The organism is Ornithinimicrobium sp. (genome assembly GCF_051004135.1).
In the GTDB taxonomy this organism is placed as follows: Bacteria; Actinomycetota; Actinomycetes; order Actinomycetales; family Dermatophilaceae; genus Ornithinicoccus.
Genome location: NZ_JBPCKQ010000224.1, coordinates 1 through 15762 on the forward strand (window position 1 = coordinate 1; position 15762 = coordinate 15762).

Sequence of the window (15762 nt, forward strand, 5' to 3'; positions counted from 1 at the left end):
GCTCGGTCAGCATCTGCTGGACCCGCTCGGCGCGCAGCCCCACCCGCGGCCCGGGCGCAGCGCCGTCACCGGTGGCACCTACCGGTGTCACGTGCTCGCCCTCGCCGCTGATCTGCATACGAACAAACGTACGACAGCCCACCGACAGACCCCGTGACCTGCTACGACGCGGGGGGTCAGCCGGACGGTGGTGGCGGGGGTGGGCGGCCGCCGTGGCCGCCGTCGTAGGACCCGGATCCGTACCCCTGCGAACCCTGCCCGGTTCGGCGGTCACGGTCCTTGGACCGGCCGACGAACCACAAGATGGCGCCGATCAGCATCATCAGCAGGCCGAGGCCGGCGCCAAGGATGCCCCCCAGCACGCCCAGCGCGCCGGCGCCCAGGCTGCTGAAGTCCAACGACGGTCCGATCAGAGTCGTGGCTCCCGTGCAGGTGACGGTGTGGGTGCCGGAGGTCGCGGCCTCGAACTCGCCGACGTTGATGTAGGACGTCTCGCCCAGCGATCCGCTGACCTCCGCCGACCGAGACAGCTCCAGGGCGCCGCCATCCGGACCGATGACCTGGCACGAGGCTGAGGGGATGTCGCTCTGGGTCTGCTCGTAGATCGTGCGCCGATCCCCCTCCTCGAGCTGGACCGTCGCGGCGCTGCCGGGCATCGGACCAGCCTCGTCGACGGTCGTGCGCACAGCCTCCACCGCTCGCGTGCCGCCGAACCACCCGATCGCTGCGCCGGCGATGAGGATCACCAGCCCCAGCCAGAACAGGACCGCGCCGAACCGTCTCATCTCCCAAGGCTAGAACGGAGGTGCTGTGCTGGCTAGCCTGCTGCGTCGGTGCTCCTGTGGGACCAGCCGGTGACCCCGACCAGGCAGGAGCCGTCCGCCACGGCAGTCGCGGGCACCACGCTGAGGGATCCGTCGGTCTCCAGGACCACCGCCCCGAGCTCGTGCAGACAGCCGACTCCGGCGCTGCGCACGGCCTGATCCAGCTCCCCTCGGGTCAGCCGGGCGCGGCGGAGCGCATCGTGCAGGATCTCGCCGTGCCGGACCACGAGCGTCGGCTCGGCGGTGACGAACCAGCGTCCGCGAGGAAGCCAGGTGGTGACCTGGGCCACGACGAACTGGGCTCCGACGAGCACCAGCATCGCCACGACCGCGAGTGCCCACGGCTGGTCCGGACTCGTGACCGCAGTCGCGAGGACGGAGCCCAGGGCGATGGTCGCCACCAGGTCGAAGGCGTTGAGCTTGCCCAGGGTGCGCTTGCCCGTCGTGCGCAGCAACACGACCAGGGTTGCGTACGCGGCCGAGCCCACCAGCAGGACGTGCCAGATCGAGGGCCATTCGCTCCACCACATGTCGGAAACCTCTCAGACGGGACAGGGGGTGCCCATCCCAGCAGATGGCGGGCCCGATCACAGGTCGACGTGGTCGCGCTCCAGTCGCCGTAAGGGCGCGCCGGTGGTTGCAGGGTCGCACCGCGGTGCGACCGGGCCGCAGATCTCACCGACCGTGGCTTCTGCGCTGACCTGGTCGCCGCCCAAGCGGTGCACGGCCTCGGCGGGCTGGACATCCTGGTCAACAACGCGGGCAAACAGGTGTCGGTCCCCGAGATCACCGACATCAGCGACGAGCAGTTCGACCTGACCATCCAGACCAACGTCTCCGCCATGTTCTGGATCACCCGTGCGGCCGTGCCCCACCTGCAGCCGGGGCCGATCTGGACGCCCCTGCAGGTGGTGCAGGGCCAGCCCAAGGAGGCGCTGCCCGAGTTCGGGCTGGGCACCCTCCCTGGGCCGGGCCGGTATGCCGGTCGAGCTGGCTCCCGCGTACGTGTTCCTGGCTTCGCCGGAGTCCAGCTATGTGGCGGGCGAGACCCTCAACGTCAACGGCGGCCTGGACTCGCCGTGAGGTGTCAGGGACTGGTGCTGTAGCTGCTCGCCCCGAGCACGCCGAGACCGAAGAGCAGGACGACTCCCACAATGGCCAGGACCATGAGCACCAACGCGACGACGCCGAGCCAGAAGCCGACCGTGCCCAGCGTGCCGTTGTTGGCGGTGCCAGCCGAAGCGGCTGCTTGGGACTTGCGGCCGTAGATGATGGCGGCGATGCCGACGGGCTGGCAGACGATCAGGGAGATGATGCCGGTAACCAGGGCAATGACCCCGAGGTTGTTGTCCTGGTCGCTGGAGGGGCTGCCCCCGTAGTAGTCCGGGGCCCCTTGGTAGCCGCTGTCCCCCGAGCCGTAGCCGGACTGGGACTCGCCGGAGCCGTAGCCGGACTGCGAGTCGTCCGAACCCGAGGAGCCGTAGGGGTCGTCGCCGCTGCCGGAGGGCGGGGGAGGAGGTGTGCTCATCGTGTGCTCCTGTCGATTGATCAGGTGAAAGGGGAGAGATGGGGATGCAACGCAGGCAGGTTGCGCAAGACTGCGAAGCAGACCATAGCCACCACGACCGTCCAGAACACGCCGAAACGCTCGAAGAAGACTGTGCGACGCCCCCGCAAAGAGCGCACCACCCACGCCATCCACCACATTAACCCCACGGGCAACAACAGGACGACCACCGGGTTGAGACCCATGGCCAGACTCCAGTCGCCGTGGGTCAGGGCGTGCACAGCCCGGGTGCCCCCGCACAGCGGGCAGAGCAGCCCCGTCGTCTCGCGTAGCGGGCAGAAGCCGTAGCTGCCGGGTTGGTTGGGGTCGTAGATGTGCACCAAGAGGGTGGCAGCGGCGACACCTGCACCGGTGAGCAGCGCGCTGCGCAACCCGGGGTGTCGCTCCTGCGCCCGGTATGCGGTGCCACCCGTGCCCCCGACCGATCCTGCCGTGATCGTGCTCACCGGACCGAGCCTACGCGTCCGGGGGCTGCTGGCGCTCACGCGGCGCCGGAGAGCGCGAGGACCATCACGAAGCCCAGGGAGAACAGTGCGGTGACGCCCGCGATCCCCAGGAAGATCAGGCAGACGATCCCCAGGCGATGTCCCCACCGGGCCATGACGGGGTTGCTTGCGGTGCCGGCCGCGCAGGCCGCGAGTGCCCGGCGACCGTAGACGAAGCCCGCGATGCCGACCGGGGCGCACGCGAAGAAGCCGAGGATGCCGCTCACGAGGGCGATCACCGCAAGGTTGTCGTCGCGGTCCGGCGCAGGAGGAGGCCAGGGGGCCGTCCCGGACGGCGGCGCCCAGGCCTGTGGGGGTCGATATGCGGGCGGCGGACCGTACGGCTGTCCTGGCGGCGGCGACGATGGGCTGGCATCCATGGGGCTCGATGGTGCCGCGGAGCGGTCGAGGCCGTCGGTCGTTGTCCACAGGGACGGCTGTCGGTGCCGTGTGCGAGGGTGAATCCATGACCAGGTCCACCGAGCCGATCACCGCATACGAGCTGTCCAACGACCCCAGGCTGAGCGACTGGCGACCACTGCTGGGTGTGCTGCACGCCCGGTTCGAGACCGGCAGCTTCGGCGCCGGCGCCGCCCTGGCCGCGGCCATCGCCCAGGTGGCCGACGAGCTGGACCACCACCCTGACCTCGACCTGCGCTACCGCCACCTCACGGTGCGCACAGTCAGTCACGACGTGGGACACGTGAGCAGTCGCGACGTCGACCTCGCGGTCCGGGTCAGCGAGCTGGCCGCGGCGGCGGGTCATCTGGCGGTCCCCGACTCCCTGTCGGTGCTGGAGATCGCGCTAGACGTGGTCGACATGCCTGCCTGCCGCGGGTTCTGGGCCGCGGTGCTGGGGTATGCCGAAGGGCAGGACGATGTCGTCGACACCCACGCATCGCTCCCGTCACTGTGGTTCCAGGACATGGACCCGCCACGCACCGAGCGGGGGCGCTTCCACCTCGACCTGACCCTTCCCCCGGACGTCGTCCAGAGCCGGATGGCTGCCGCCCTCGGCGCGGGTGGCCGACTCGTCAGTGACGAAGCCGCACCGTCGTTCTGGGTGCTGGCAGATCCCGAGGGCAACGAGGTCTGCCTGTGCACCTGGCAGGGCCGGGCGGGCTCGGGCGAGGGCCCCGCCACCGACGCGACTGCGGGCTGATCCGGTGCAGCTGCGCGACGGACACCTGGTCCTCAGCCCCACCGACGTCACCAAGCACGTCGCGTGCCCGCACGTCACCACCCTCGACCTTGCCGTCGTCGACGGAGCGGTGGCCCGGCCGGCCGACGGGGTCGATGCCCAGCTGCAGCTCATCTTCGACAAGGGGCTGGAGCATGAGGGTGCTTACCTGCAGTCCCTGCACGACCAGGGTCTGCGGGTGGCCGAGATCCCCGACGACAAGGGGCACAGCCTGACCGAGCGCGAGGCGCTGACCATCACGGCGATGCGGGACGGGGCCGACGTGGTCTATCAGGCCACCCTGTTCGACGGCGCCTGGGTCGGCTTCGCCGACTTCCTGCTGCGGGTGCAGCGGCCCAGCGATCTCGGAGCGTGGTCCTACGACATCGCCGACACCAAGCTGGCCCGGCGGCTCAAGGTCCCCGCCCTGCTGCAGATGGCGACGTATGCCGTGCGCCTGGAGCAGCTGCAGGGCGTCGCTCCCGATGAGCTGACCGTGGTGGCCGGCGACAACGAGCACCACCCCTGGCGGCTGGTCGACGTCGACGCCTACGCGGCGCGCGTCCGCTCCCGGCTGCTCGACACGATCGAGGCGCGCCCCACCACCGAGCCGGTGCCCACGGCATACTGCGAGCAGTGCCGGTGGCTGCCCCGCTGCTCGGCGCAGTGGGAGGCTGCCGACGACCTGTCGCTGGTCGCCGGGATGCGCAGCGACCAGCGTCTCCGGCTGATCGAGGCCGGTCTGCCGACCCTCACCGCCCTGGCGCAGGCGCGGGGGGACGACCCGCGACTGGTCCAGGGGCTCAGCGCGACGACCCGCACCCGGCTGCGCAGCCAGGCCGAGCTGCAGCTGCAGGAGCAGACCACCGGCGCCCCGGCATACCGACTGTGGCCCGCGCAGTCTGGGCAGGGCCTGCAGCTGCTGCCCGAACCCGACCCCGGTGACGTCTACCTCGACTTCGAGGGCGACCCGTTCGCCCCCGGCGGGCAGGGGCTCGAGTACCTCGCCGGGGTCTGCGACCGCGAAGGCGAGTTCTTCACGTGGTGGGCGCACGACGCTGCGCAGGAACGCGGGATGGTGGCGCAGCTGCTGGGCTGGCTGCTGCGGCGGTGGCGGGAGCACCCGGGCATGCACGTCTACCACTACGCCAACTACGAGCAGGCAGCGCTCAAACGGCTCACCGCTCGCGAGGCCGTCGCCGAGACCGAGCTCGACATGTTGCTGCGCGGGGAGCGCTTCGTCGACCTCTACGCCGTGGTCCGGCAGGGCGTGCAGATCTCCAAGCGGTCCTACTCCATCAAGAAGCTCGAGGGCTTCTACTGGGGCCGGACCCGGTCCGGGACCGGGGACGAGGTCGACAACGCGCTGTCCTCGGTGGTCGAGTACGAACGTTGGGCGACCTCGGACCGCACCGACGACACAATCCTGCGGCGGATCGCCGACTACAACTACGACGACGTGCGCAGCACCCTGGCCCTGCACGACTGGCTGGAGCAGCGTCGCGACGAGCTGGGCGCGACCACTGACGTCCCTCTCCAGCGCCCGGGTCACAAGCAGGCCGAGGAAGCCAACGACACCGAGCTGATCCAGGCGGAGAACGCCCTGGCCGACCGCCTGGTCGCCGCCGGGCACACGTTGTTGGCCGGGTGCGTCGGCTGGCACCGGCGCGAGGACAAGCAGATGTGGTGGGAGTACTTCCGCACCGCCACCATGAGTGACGAGGAGCTGGTCGAGGACCGGATCGCGCTGGGGGGCATCGTCGAGCCGCCGCAGCGGCGGGAGCAGGTCAAGAAGTCCTACATCTGGCGCTACCGGTTGCCGCCGCAGGACGGCCGGGTCAAACCGGGCACGCCGCTGCATGATCCGCGCGACCTTGATCGTGCGGTCGGCACGGCCATCGACGCGGACCTCGACGAGGGGTGGGTCGAGGTGACCTTGGGCATGGCCAGGACAGCTGCACCGGTCCACGGTCTGGTGCCCAAAGAGGGCCTGCCCACGAAGGTGCTGCGCCACGCGATGCTGCGCCTCGGGGAGCAGACCCTGGCCGGTGAGGCAAGCACCGGGCTTGCCCTGTTGGCGCGCAATGTGCCCATGGAGATGGCGCGCCGCCCGGGCGAGAGCGCAGTCGACGTGGTGCGCCGCGTCGGGGCCAGCATGTCCGGACAGGTCTTGGCGGTGCAGGGCCCACCGGGTTCGGGCAAGACGTATGCCGGGCAGCACTTGATCGCCGACCTGCTCGACGCCGGCCTGCGAGTAGGGGTCACCGCCCCGTCACACAGCGTGATCGGCGAGCTGATGCGCAAGACCAGCCGCCCGGGACTGCGCAAGGTGAGCACGAAGGGAGACATACCAGGGGAGCTTGACCCCGCCGACCCGATCACGCTCGTCGCAGACAACGCCACGGTCGAGGAGGCGCTGGCCTCGGGCTCGGCGCGGCTGGTCGGCGGCACGGCCTGGCTGTGGGCCCGCGAGGAGATGCGCGCCGCCGTCGACGTCCTGGTGATCGACGAAGCGGGTCAGTTCTCGCTGGCCAACGCCCTGACGGTTGCCCAGGCCGCCGACTCCCTGGTGCTGCTCGGCGACCCGCAGCAGCTGGCTGCCCCCTCCAACGCCACCCACCCCCACGGGGCCGGTGTCTCGGTGCTGGAGCATCTGCTCGACGGGGCGCCGGTGGTGCCACCGGAGCGCGGCGTGTTCCTGGACCAGAGCTGGCGGATGCACCCCGAGATCACCCGGTTCGTCTCCACCATGGCGTATGCCGACCAGCTGAGCTCGGCGCCCGGGCGGGAGGTGCAGCGGGTGCTCGATGTGCCGCTGCTGCAGGGGTCAGGGCTGCGGTGGGTCCCGGTGGTCCACGAGGGATACAGCTCGGACAACCCGGTGGAGGCGCAGGTCGTAGCCGATCTGGTGCAGCGGGTGCTGGACGGCACCTGGGTCGATGAGCACGCGCGCACCCGGGATCTCACGCCAAGGGACGTGCTGGTCGTCGCGCCCTACAACGCCCACGTGGCCCTGGTCTCGAGCGCTGTCGACGCCGCCGTGGGAGAGGGCGTGCAGGTCGGCACGGTCGACAAGTTTCAGGGACGCGAGGCCGCCGTCGTGATCTACACCATGGCCTCCTCCAGCGCGGCCGACGCGCCGCGCGGGGTCGACTTCCTCTACGACACGCACCGGCTCAACGTCGCCGTCTCCCGGGCCCGCGCGCTCGCGGTGATCGTGGGCAGCCCGCAGCTGCTGGAGGCGCCGGTGCGCACCCCAGAGCAGCTGCGGGCGGTCAACGCGCTGTGCCGGTTCGTCGATGCCGCGCAGGAGGTAGCCGGGTGAGCATGGCGGCGGTCTCGCAGGGTGACCTGGACCGGCGGGGCGGCCTGCGGCGGATGCGTCTGGTCGCGACGTCGCTGCTGGTGCTGGCCGCCGTGGTCTTCCTGCTGACGCTGGACCGCGGGGGGTTCTGGGGCTACGTCCACGCCGCCGCCGAGGCCGCGATGGTCGGGGCGATCGCCGACTGGTTCGCGGTGACCGCGCTGTTCCGGCACCCGCTGGGCATCCCGATCCCGCACACCGCGCTGGTGCCCCGGCGCAAGGACGCCCTGGCCGCGAGTCTCGAGGAGTTCGTCGCCGAGCATTTCCTGACGCCGCAAGCGCTGCGCGAGCGCTACCTGGACGCCGAGGTCGTGCGGCACGTGGGCGAGTGGCTGGTCGACCCGGTGCACGCCGAGCGGGTCGTCGCGGAGGCGGCCCCCCTGGTGGCGCGGGGGGTGGACCGAATCGGGCCGGAGGAGGCTCGGGAGTTCATCGCCGAGTCGTTGCTGCCCCGGCTGCGCGCCGAGCCGGTGAGCCCGGTCGCGGGGCACCTGTTGGAGGCCGTGGTGACCGACCGGGCCCACCCCGGCCTGGTCGACCTGGCCGCGCGCGAGCTGCATACCTGGGTGCGGACCCACCGTCGGGAGATCGAGGACATCGTCACCTCGCGGGCCCCGTGGTGGTCCCCACAGTGGGTCGACGATCGGGTCGTCGGCAAGGTGTATGCCGAGCTGCTGGCCTGGTCCCGTGAGGTGGCCGACGACTCCGAGCACCGGGTGCGCCGGGCGCTGGACTCCTACCTGGCCGACCTGGCTCAAGACCTGCAGCACGACCCGGCGACGATGGCCCGTGCCGAGGCGCTCAAGGTCCGGCTGTTGGAGCACCCGCAGCTGCCGGTGAGCGCTGCCGCCGTCTGGGAGGCGGTCAAGCGCGCTGTCCTGGCCGCGCTCGACGACGCCCACGGGCAGCTGCGCGGCCGGTTGGCGCAGGAGGTGTCCACCTTCGGGCAGCGGCTGGGCGACGAGCCGGCACTGCGCGCCCGTCTCGACGCGTGGACCGCCGATGCGGTGGTGGCGCTGGTCGAGCGCTACGGCGCCGAGGTCACCAGCGTCATCACGGCCACGATCAGCCGGTGGGACGGCAAGCTGGCCGCCGACCGGATCGAGCTGCACGTGGGCCGCGACCTGCAGTTCATCCGGATCAACGGCACCGTCGTCGGCGCGCTGGTCGGTCTGGTCCTGCATACCGTGACCCAGCTGCTGTCCGGCTGAGCCAAGGCCCCCCGCCGGGTGTGCCTGTGGACAGATTCTGCGCGGCGCCGCCCGACTGCGGCACGCTGCCTGTCCATGAGCTTCGAGGACCTACCGGCCGACTGGCCGCGCCACCCGCTGACCGACCCCGACCTCGTGCACGACGTGCTCGACCTGTGCGTCAGCAACGCCGACCGCGCCACGGGCGGTCTCGCGGTGCTGATCCTGCGCGACGACCTCACCCTGGCCCAGCCGGTGTTCGTGACCGGGCCGCTGCCCCGACTGGACCGGCGGGAGATGGTGCGCACGCTGCTGACCTCCTGCACCCGGGACGGTCGGGACACCGCCTTCGTGATCGGCATCGCGCACGAGCCCGGAGCGCTGAGCGACGAGGACCGCGGCCTGCACCAGGTGCTCATCGAGGTCTGCGCCGAGCACGGGCTCCGGCTCGTCAGCACGCACCTGGTCACGGGCTACGGCATCCATGCCCTGCCGGCGGTGATCCGCGCGGCGTGAGACCGACTGGCCGGAGCGGTCCGGGGGGCTCCGGCGGGCCGCCTTATCCTGAACAGCATGTCTGACCCCGTCCCCGAATCCGGGTCACCGTCGCAGCACAACGGGCGACAGGGTGGTCGACGCCACTCCCGCGCACGTGGTCCCCGCCGCGGCCGAGCCCCGACTCCCGAGCAGCTCGACGCTCGCCGGGCGGCCCTGCCGGACACCATCTCCTACCCGTCGCAGCTGCCGGTCGCCGAGCGCAAGGAGGACATCGCGGCGGCGATCCGCGAGCACCAGGTCGTGATCGTCGCGGGGGAGACGGGGTCGGGCAAGACCACCCAGCTGCCCAAGATCGCCCTGGAGCTGGGCCGCGGGATCACCGGCACGATCGGGCACACCCAGCCGCGGCGCATCGCCGCCCGGTCGGTCGCCGAGCGGATCAGCGAGGAGCTCGGGGTCGAGCTGGGCAGCACCGTCGGCTACCAGGTGCGGTTCACCGACAAATCCCGTCACGACACCCTGGTCAAGGTGATGACCGACGGCATCCTGCTCGCCGAGCTGCAGCGCGACCGGACGCTGAGCCGCTACGACACGCTGATCATCGACGAGGCCCACGAGCGCAGCCTCAACATCGACTTCATCCTGGGCTATCTCAAGCAGCTGCTGCCGCGCCGTCCGGACCTGAAGGTGGTCATCACCTCGGCCACCATCGACGTGCAGCGCTTCGCCGAGCACTTCGCCGGACCGGACGGCATGCCCGCGCCGGTCGTCGAGGTGTCCGGGCGCACCTACCCGGTCCAGGTGCTCTACCGGCCGCTGACCCGACCGGGCCCACCGGGCAGCGACGGAGCACCGACCGACATGGAGATCGACCAGGTCACCGGCCTGTGCGAAGCGGTCGAGGAGCTGTGGACCAGCCCGCAGGCCGGCGACGGGGGAGCCCAGGACATCCTGGTCTTCTGCTCCGGAGAACGGGAGATCCGGGACGCCACCGAGGCCCTCACGGGCATGGGGTTGCCGGCCACCGAGGTGCTGCCGCTCTACGGCCGGCTCTCCGCCGCCGAGCAGCACCGGGTCTTCGCCTCGCACTCCGGCCGCCGGATCGTGGTGGCCACCAACGTCGCCGAGACCTCGCTGACCGTGCCCGGCATCCGGTATGTCGTGGACACCGGCACCGCGCGCATCTCCCGCTACTCCCAACGCCTCAAGGTGCAGCGCCTGCCGATCGAGCCGATCAGCCAGGCCAGCGCCAACCAACGCTCCGGGCGGTGCGGCCGCCTCGCCGACGGGGTCGCGGTCCGGCTCTACTCCCAGGCCGACTTCGAGACCCGCCCCGAGTTCACCGACCCCGAGATCCTGCGCACCAACCTGGCCAGCGTCATCCTGGCGATGACCAGCCTGGGCCTCGGGGAGATCGAGAAGTTCGGCTTCCTGGAGCCGCCGGACTCCCGGCAGGTCGCTGACGGGGTGCGCCTGCTGGAGGAGCTGCAGGCGATCGACCCGCAGGCCCCGGCCCACCTGCCCCGCCAGCGGATCACCGCATACGGGCGGGCGCTGGTCGCGCTCCCGGTCGACCCACGGCTGGCTCGGATGTTGGTCGAGGCCGAGCGCAACGGTGCGCTGCGCGAGGTGCTGGTCATCGTGGCTGCCCTGTCCATCCAGGACCCGCGGGAGCGGCCCAGCGACCAGCAGGCGCAGGCCGACCAGGCGCACGCCCGGTTCCGCGACGAGCACTCCGACTTCATCACCCTGCTCAACCTGTGGCACCACCTCAAGGACCAGCAGAAGCAGCTGTCCGGAAGCGCGTTCCGCCGCACGTGCAAGCGGGAGTTCCTGCACTACCTGCGGGTCCGGGAGTGGCAGGACCTGCACACCCAGCTGCGCCAGGCGACCAAGCAGCTCGGCCTGAGCCTGAACGACAACGAGGCCTCGCCCGACGCGATCCACCAGTCGCTGCTGCCGGGGCTGCTGTCCCTGGTCGGGCTTTACGACCGGGACAAGCGCGACTACCTCGGGGCCCGCGGCGCCCGCTTCCACCTGCAGCCCGGCTCGACCCTGTTCAAGAAGAACCCCGACTGGGTGATGACCGCCGAGCTGGTCGAGACCACCCGGCTGTGGGCCCGGGTCAACGCGCGCACCGACCCCGCCTGGGTCGAGCGGGCCGCCGCGCACCTGGTCAAGCGCTCGTATGCCGAGCCGCGCTGGTCGCGCTCGCGGGCCTCGGCGATCGCCGACGAGCGGGTGACCCTGTACGGCGTGCCGCTGGCCGCCGGCCGACCGGTGCCGCTGGGCCGGATCGACCCTGAGACCGCGCGCGACCTGTTCATCCGGCACGGCCTGGTCGAGGGCGACTGGGCGACCGGGCACGACTTCTTCCACGCCAACCGGCGGCTGCTGCGCGACCTGGAGGCGCTGGAGGCCCGGGCTCGCCGCCGCGACATCGTGGTCGACGACGAGACCCTGGTCGGGTTCTACGACGAGCGGATCCCCGCCGAGGTGGTCTCCGGGGCGCACTTCGACACCTGGTGGAAGCAGGCCCGGCGCGACGACGCCGAGCAGCTGTCCTTCACCGAGGACGTGCTGGTCAGTGCGGATGCCCGGGGCGTCAGCGACAGCGACTACCCCGGCACCTGGCAGCAGGGCGACCTGGAGCTCATGCTGACCTACCAGTTCGAGCCGGGGTCGGATGCCGACGGGGTGACCGTGCACGTGCCGATCGAGGTGCTCAACCGGGTCGACCCGTCCGGCTTCGACTGGCAAGTGCCCGGGCTGCGCGAGGACCTGGTGACGGCCCTGGTCAAGGCGCTGCCCAAGGACATCCGGCGTCACTACGTGCCGGCGCCCGACCACGCGAGGGCCGCCCTGCGGGACATGGTGCAGGACGGCGGGTCGATCGGTGCCGCGCTCGCCGATGCACTGACCCGACGCGGTCCGGTGCGGGTGCGGGACGACAACATCGGCTGGGGACGGGTGCCGGGCCATCTGCGGCCCACCTTCCGGGTCGAGCGGGTGGTGTCCGGTCACGGCCGCCGCGCCCGGCCGCGCATCGAGGTGCTGGGGGAGGGCAAGGACCTGCGTGCGCTCCAGGCCGAGCTGGCGCCGGCGGTGCGCTCGACCATGGCCCGCGCCGCCTCGGCGATCGAGCGCACCGGCCTGACGACGTGGGATCTCGGCACGCTGCCGGAGGTCTTCGAGCAGCAGGTCGGGGGCCGGACCGTGCAGGGCTACCCGGCGCTCGTTGACACCGGGAAGGCCGTCGACGTGCGGGTGCTCGGCACCCGCTCCGAGGCCGACCGGGCGACGAGGGTCGGGGTGCGCCGGCTGCTGCTCCTGGGCACCACCCCGCCGTGGAAGCGGATCCTCGCGCTGCTGACCAACCAGCAGAAGCTGTCCCTGGGCCACAACCCGCACGGCTCGGTCCCGGCCCTGCTCGACGACGCGCTGGCCGCCGCCGTGGACTCCGTCGTGGCACAGATGCCTGGCGGCACGGTGCGCACAGCCGCCGACTTCGACAGTGCCCTGGCCACGGTGCGCCAGCAGACGACCCCGCGCGTGATCGAGATCGTCGAGCACCTCGCGCCGGTGCTCGACACGGCCCGTGACGTGGCACTGCGACTGGACCGGCTGACCGCGCCGGCGGCACGGGTGATGCGGGCCGACCTGCAGGAGCAGCTCAACGCGCTGATCCGCCCGGGCTTCGTCACCGAGACCGGCTACCGGCGCGCACCGAGGCTGGTGGTCTACCTGCGGGCCATGGCCGAGCGGCTCGACAAGGGGGTGCAGGACCTGCACCGCGACGCCGACCGGATGGAGCAGGTGCAGGTGGTGCAGGCCGAGCTCGCCGACTTCGTCACCGGCCTGCCGCCGCACCGCCGGAACGACCCCGACGTCACCGCCATCGGCTGGCAGATCCAGGAGCTGCGGGTGTCGTTGTTCGCGCAGCGCCTCGGCACGCCGCAGCCGGTATCGGCCAAGCGGATCTACGCCGCGATGGATGCGGCTGAGGATGCCACCGACTGACCGGACCGGGAACCGTCGCGCCCGCCGGAACGTCATACCGGCCGGCTGCACCCGCGGCCCGCCTCAGGCACACTGGCAAGGGTCCGCCCCAGCGAAGGAGAGCATTATGGCCACCACCACTGCCCGCCGAACCCTGCGCTGGCGTCAGCTCGCGGCCGTCGGTGCCGCTGCGAGCGCGACCGAGAGCCGCGCCGGGCACCGTCTCGGGGCGCGCCTGGCTGCGCTGCCCCGGCTGGTGCGCGCCGTGCGCCGCGGTGACTACGCCGGAGCCGACATGGTGAAGCTGTCGATGATGCTCGGCGCCGTCGGGTATGTCGTCTCGCCGGTCGACCTGATGCCCGAGGCGCTGCTGGCCTTCGCCGGGATGGCCGACGACGCGCTGGTCATCGCCTGGCTGGCGGTCACCCTGGTCCGGGTTACCGACGACTTCCTGGACTGGGAGGCCAACCGGGACGCCGTGCCGGGAGAGGTCATCCGCTGACGCACGCGCCCTAGGGTGGGCGCATGCTGCGCGTGGGACTCTCCGGGGGGATCGGTTCGGGCAAGTCCACGGTCTCGGCGCGGCTGGCCGAGCTCGGGGCGGTGGTCGTCGATGGTGACCGGATCGCCCGGGAGGTCGTGGCGCCCGGCTCTCCAGGGCTCGCCGAGGTCGTGCGGCGCTTCGGTCCTGAGGTGCTCGACGCCGACGGCGCGCTGAACCGCCCGGCGCTGGGCGCGATCGTCTTCGCCGACCCCGACGCGCGGCGCGATCTGGAGGCCATCACCCATCCGCTGATCGCCGAGCGTGGAGCGGAGCTGATGGCCGCGGCCCCGGCGGAGGCTGTCGTGTTGCACGACATGCCGTTGTTGGTCGAGAAGGGCATGGGCTCCGCCTACCACCTGGTCGTGATCGTGGGCGCCGACACGGACGAACGGCTGCGGCGGCTCGTCGAGGAGCGGGGGATGGACCCGGACCAGGCTCGGCAGCGGATGGCCAGCCAGGACGATGACGCGGCGCGACGGGCCGCGGCGGACGTGTGGCTGGACAACACCGGCTCGGTGGCCGCGCTGCAGGCGGCGGTCGACCGACTGTGGCGCGAACGGCTGGTGCCGTTCGCGCACCACGTGCGCGACCGCATACCCGCCCGGCGGCCCGAGACCCTGCGCATTGTGGCGCCGGACCCCACCTGGCCGGCTCAGGCGCAGCGGGTGACGGCCCGGTTGCGGCGCGCCCTCGGGGACACCGCGAGCGCCGTCGAGCACATCGGCAGCACCTCGATCCCGGGGATGCCCGCCAAGGACGTGATCGACCTGCAGGTCGTGGTCCGAGACCTCGCCGATGCGGACGACCCAGAGATCGTGACGGCCCTGGCTGACGCCGGCTTCCCGCGGCCGGACGGCGAGTGGTGGGACCACGCCCACGGCGACGACAGCCGGCACGGCGCCGAAACCTGGACCAAGCGGCTGCACGGCAGCGCCGACCCCGGCCGAATCGCCCACGTCCACGTCCGCGCCGCCGACAGTCCGGCCCGACGGCTGGCGCTGCTCTTCCGTGACTGGGTGCGGGAGGACTCCGAAGCACACGCAGACTACGTGTGGCTCAAGCAGTCATTGGCCGGTCAGGGTCTGAGCGCCAGTGCGTATGCCGAGGCGAAGGAGCCGTGGTTTGCTCAGGCCTTCGTGCGCGCGGAGGCCTGGGCGGCCCGCTCGGGGTGGTCGCCTCCTGCACGGTTGCCTCCCGCCCCGTCGTCCTGACCGGCAGCCGCTTGCAGCTGCGCGGGTGTCGGGGCGCTGCGCCCCAACGCGGCCGGCAGCTCGCCGGGCTGCTGACCGAGCACGTGCTGAGCCAGGAAGTCGCTCACCACGGCATACCAGACCTTCGCGTGCTGCGGGGCAAGGATCCAGTGGTTCTCGTGGGGGAAGTACAGGAAGCGGTGCACCGTCGAGCCGTCGTCGCCCGCGGGCAGGCCGGACTTGGCGAGCAGGTCGTACCACAACCGCAGGCCCTCGCCGATCGGCACGCGGTAGTCCTTGTCGCCGTGGATCACCAGCATCGGGGTCACGATGGAGCCGACGTGCCGGTGGGGTGAGTGCTCCAGGCTCATCGCCTCGGTCATCTCCCGCTGCCAGTAGAACGCGGCGTCGGTGGTGGGACCGAAGCCGTCGAGGGCCCACAGCGAGGCGTGCGTCACGATGGCGTCGAACCGGTCGGTGTGCCCGGCGATCCAGTTGGCCATGTAGCCGCCGAACGAGCCGCCCATCGCAGCGGTGCGCGACTCGTCGATGTCGTCCCGCGTCACGACCGCGTCGGTGATCGCCATCAGGTCCTCGTATGGCGCCCCGCCCCAGACGCCCCACCCGCGCTGGACGAAGTCCTGGCCGTAGCCGGTGGACAGCGCCGGGTCCGGCAGCAGCACGGCATACCCCTGGGCGACCATCAGCCACGGGTTCCACCGCCACGTCCAGGCATTCCACGAGCCCAGCGGCCCGCCGTGGATCCACAGCAGCATCGGTGCCGGCTCGCTTGTCTCCGGCAGGGCCAGCCAGGCACGCACCCGCACGCCGTCGGACGTCGTGGTCTCGACCTCCTCGAGCCGTCCGGGCAGCACCGGGCGCTCCACCGGGCCGGGCAGGACAGTCACCTCCCCGGAGGCC

Annotated in this window: 13 protein-coding genes and 1 pseudogene; 8 read left to right on the forward strand and 6 right to left on the reverse strand. The window is 71.8% G+C overall.

Annotated features, from left to right (window positions below):
• Positions 1–176 precede the first annotated feature (176 nt).
• Positions 177–785 carry a hypothetical protein gene (locus ACR2FV_RS16245; protein ID WP_434016745.1) on the reverse strand — a complete coding sequence of 203 codons (609 nt, stop codon included), beginning with the start codon at positions 783–785 and terminating at the stop codon, positions 177–179.
• 32 nt (positions 786–817) lie between these two features.
• Entirely contained in the window at positions 818–1354 is a 537-nt protein-coding gene (locus ACR2FV_RS16250) for a DUF421 domain-containing protein (RefSeq protein ID WP_434016746.1), read from the reverse strand.
• 141 nt (positions 1355–1495) lie between these two features.
• On the opposite strand from ACR2FV_RS16250, the pseudogene ACR2FV_RS16255 reads away from it, so the two are divergent.
• A pseudogene (locus ACR2FV_RS16255) lies at positions 1496–1907 on the forward strand (SDR family oxidoreductase); the annotation flags it as partial.
• 4 nt (positions 1908–1911) lie between these two features.
• Here ACR2FV_RS16255 and ACR2FV_RS16260 read toward each other — a convergent pair.
• From ACR2FV_RS16260 to ACR2FV_RS16270, 3 genes are read right to left on the reverse strand one after another with little or no spacing between them, the layout of a single operon-like run.
• Entirely contained in the window at positions 1912–2352 is a 441-nt protein-coding gene (locus ACR2FV_RS16260; protein WP_434016747.1) for a DUF4190 domain-containing protein, read from the reverse strand.
• Between the two features lie 20 nt (positions 2353–2372).
• A complete protein-coding gene (locus ACR2FV_RS16265; RefSeq protein ID WP_434016748.1) occupies positions 2373–2837 on the reverse strand; it encodes a DUF2752 domain-containing protein in 465 nt (154 codons plus the stop codon).
• A 35-nt stretch (positions 2838–2872) separates the two neighbouring features.
• Positions 2873–3115: a hypothetical protein gene (locus tag ACR2FV_RS16270; protein ID WP_434016749.1), complete on the reverse strand. Its 243-nt coding sequence runs from the start codon at positions 3113–3115 to the stop codon at positions 2873–2875.
• A 227-nt stretch (positions 3116–3342) separates the two neighbouring features.
• Here ACR2FV_RS16270 and ACR2FV_RS16275 point away from each other — a divergent pair, with 227 nt between their 5' ends.
• The 7 genes from ACR2FV_RS16275 to coaE all read left to right on the forward strand — a co-directional run bounded on the left by ACR2FV_RS16275 (position 3343) and on the right by coaE (position 14862).
• The gene (locus ACR2FV_RS16275) at positions 3343–4038 is read left to right on the forward strand and encodes a VOC family protein (RefSeq protein ID WP_434016750.1); all 696 of its coding nucleotides are present in this window, start codon (positions 3343–3345) and stop codon (positions 4036–4038) included.
• Between the two features lie 4 nt (positions 4039–4042).
• Positions 4043–7381, forward strand: coding sequence for a TM0106 family RecB-like putative nuclease (locus ACR2FV_RS16280; RefSeq protein ID WP_434016751.1), 3339 nt, complete (start codon positions 4043–4045; stop codon positions 7379–7381).
• 2 nt (positions 7382–7383) lie between these two features.
• Positions 7384–8631 (forward strand): DUF445 domain-containing protein, encoded by a 1248-nt coding sequence (locus ACR2FV_RS16285; RefSeq protein ID WP_434016757.1) that lies wholly within the window; start codon positions 7384–7386, stop codon positions 8629–8631.
• Positions 8632–8706: 75 nt separating this feature from the next.
• On the forward strand, positions 8707–9126 hold the full coding sequence (locus ACR2FV_RS16290) for a hypothetical protein (protein WP_434016752.1): 420 nt from the start codon (positions 8707–8709) through the stop codon (positions 9124–9126).
• Positions 9127–9183: 57 nt separating this feature from the next.
• Positions 9184–13128 carry an ATP-dependent RNA helicase HrpA gene (gene hrpA, locus ACR2FV_RS16295; RefSeq protein WP_434016753.1) on the forward strand — a complete coding sequence of 1315 codons (3945 nt, stop codon included), beginning with the start codon at positions 9184–9186 and terminating at the stop codon, positions 13126–13128.
• A gap of 106 nt (positions 13129–13234) precedes the next feature.
• Entirely contained in the window at positions 13235–13609 is a 375-nt protein-coding gene (locus ACR2FV_RS16300) for a YkvA family protein (protein WP_434016754.1), read from the forward strand.
• A 23-nt stretch (positions 13610–13632) separates the two neighbouring features.
• Complete coding sequence (gene coaE / locus ACR2FV_RS16305) at positions 13633–14862, forward strand: dephospho-CoA kinase (RefSeq protein WP_434016755.1); 1230 nt, start codon at positions 13633–13635, stop codon at positions 14860–14862.
• Here the strand turns inward: coaE and ACR2FV_RS16310 are convergent.
• Positions 14778–15762: alpha/beta hydrolase family protein (locus tag ACR2FV_RS16310; RefSeq protein WP_434016756.1), on the reverse strand; the 985-nt coding region annotated here is incomplete at its 5' end. The two genes, coaE and ACR2FV_RS16310, sit on opposite strands and share 85 nt — an antisense overlap.

What these genes read in the sequence shown, in the direction of transcription:
- ACR2FV_RS16245 (WP_434016745.1), bottom strand. Translation starts at nt 785, where the DNA reads ATGAGACGGTTCGGCGCGGTCCTGTTCTGGCTGGGGCTGGTGATCCTC.
- ACR2FV_RS16250 (WP_434016746.1), bottom strand. Translation starts at nt 1,354, where the DNA reads ATGTGGTGGAGCGAATGGCCCTCGATCTGGCACGTCCTGCTGGTGGGC.
- ACR2FV_RS16260 (WP_434016747.1), bottom strand. Translation starts at nt 2,352, where the DNA reads ATGAGCACACCTCCTCCCCCGCCCTCCGGCAGCGGCGACGACCCCTAC.
- ACR2FV_RS16275 (WP_434016750.1), top strand. Translation starts at nt 3,343, where the DNA reads ATGACCAGGTCCACCGAGCCGATCACCGCATACGAGCTGTCCAACGAC.
- ACR2FV_RS16285 (WP_434016757.1), top strand. Translation starts at nt 7,384, where the DNA reads ATGGCGGCGGTCTCGCAGGGTGACCTGGACCGGCGGGGCGGCCTGCGG.
- ACR2FV_RS16290 (WP_434016752.1), top strand. Translation starts at nt 8,707, where the DNA reads ATGAGCTTCGAGGACCTACCGGCCGACTGGCCGCGCCACCCGCTGACC.
- hrpA (WP_434016753.1), top strand. Translation starts at nt 9,184, where the DNA reads ATGTCTGACCCCGTCCCCGAATCCGGGTCACCGTCGCAGCACAACGGG.
- ACR2FV_RS16300 (WP_434016754.1), top strand. Translation starts at nt 13,235, where the DNA reads ATGGCCACCACCACTGCCCGCCGAACCCTGCGCTGGCGTCAGCTCGCG.
- coaE (WP_434016755.1), top strand. Translation starts at nt 13,633, where the DNA reads ATGCTGCGCGTGGGACTCTCCGGGGGGATCGGTTCGGGCAAGTCCACG.